At 43.9% G+C, this 1,502-nt stretch carries 2 protein-coding genes; both read right to left on the minus strand.

What is annotated here, in order from left to right; translation table 11 throughout:
- Positions 1 to 595, minus strand: a 595-nt coding sequence (locus PX484_RS24680) for a DUF1349 domain-containing protein (protein ID WP_288106045.1), incomplete at its 3' end; no start/stop codon positions are given.
- A gap of 332 nt (positions 596 to 927) precedes the next feature.
- Positions 928 to 1,353: a type II toxin-antitoxin system VapC family toxin gene (locus PX484_RS24685; protein WP_288106047.1), complete on the minus strand. Its 426-nt coding sequence runs from the start codon at positions 1,351 to 1,353 to the stop codon at positions 928 to 930.
- Positions 1,354 to 1,502 lie beyond the last annotated feature (149 nt).

A 1,502-nucleotide genomic window follows, 5' to 3' on the forward strand; every position in this document is an offset into this window, starting at 1 on the left:
CCAGCCACTGATTGTCTGAGATTTCCAAGGTTTTGAAACAACAGCGAAACGCTTTGCCTATCGGGCTGCAGGCATACACTCCGATTTGGCAATCGTCGGCTATCTTGTGTAAGTGTGTGATCCGCATTTGCAGCCAAGCCTGCCCATCATAAGAATTCTCTAGCAGAAAATCGCTCCCCCGTTTACTGATGCGATACCACATTTCGCGGTATCGTGAAGAAATGTCTTGCGTTGCCCAATCAGAATATCCCAAATTGGTCACCACAGAACCAAGCCGACTAGCTTGTTCGCTTTCATATTCCGTGGAAACTTTTATCCAATTCTGACTGTCAATCCGCACCATTAGGCCACATTGATCATATTTTTCCCGAGGCTGAAATTCTACTTGGGTCATTAGGGAAAAATCCCCAACTTGTCGCATCAATAAGCAATGCCCATCATCTCTTTGAAAACCATAGTGCGTGTTTTGCCAAAAATCAGTTTTTTCATCTGTAGAAATTTCCAAGCCATTACCCAAACGATAATGCGTCGGCTCGTTGAGCCAGTAAAAATCATCTGACAATGCTGGCTGTAAAAAATTTTCACTAAGTCCCATAACATCGCTCCTAATCAGATACATCGTGATATTACGAGGCCAGCTAACCATTGATTATACAGAAACTTTCCGAATAACCAGAGTAAGGATATGGGGAAACTTTCGGCATATCACCCCGTTTTGTGGATTACTGACAATCAGCCGAAATAACATCAGCTTTCCCCCAAGGTTTTAGCACCAATTGTTCAATCTGACTGCACTTCGTAACAAAAATTTACAATTATTCGACGGCACTTGCACTCCCGTCCGTCGCTGTGCATAGATGTTTTTAGCTTATTATCATTTGCTTAAATCAATGTTTAAGGAACGCACGCTACCAGATTGGTGTACTGTTACAGAGCATCCAAAACCAAAACTTTTAAATCTGGGACAGCAGCTAAACGGGCATCATTGGTCAAGAAAAACATAGCACCTTCTCCCATAGCAGTGGCGATCTGGATTGCGTCTGGAGTTCGCAAGTTTTGTCTTGCTCTTAACTGGGCGGCAACTTCGGCAATCTCAAGGGAAATAGGTACAGTAATTAAGTTTTCTTGATCAAGAAGAATATCACGATACTGGCCAGCAAGTTCTACATTACCTGAGCGTAATGGATGCACCAAAACTTCCGTCAGCGTCAACGTAGAGGTAACAACTTGAAACTCGCCTCGACTTAGCGCCCCAAAAAAGGCACGAACAAGCCCTAAATATACCTGATTTTGCTCGATCAGGTAAATGAGTGGCGCGGTATCCAAACCCACAACTTGACCTTGTAGTTGCATCAGCCATTCCTTGACATCCTCGCCGCCCTAAAAGTGCGGCGATTCCTAAACCTCACGATTTAAGTTTCTGCTTCCACCACCGTCGCATACCACAGTTAAAAAACCATGTACTGTCTTACACAGAGTCCACAGACTTTCGCCCCATTTCA

This window comes from Microcystis sp. M49636_WE2 (assembly GCF_030065375.1).
GTDB lineage: Bacteria > Cyanobacteriota > Cyanobacteriia > Cyanobacteriales > Microcystaceae > Microcystis > Microcystis aeruginosa_C.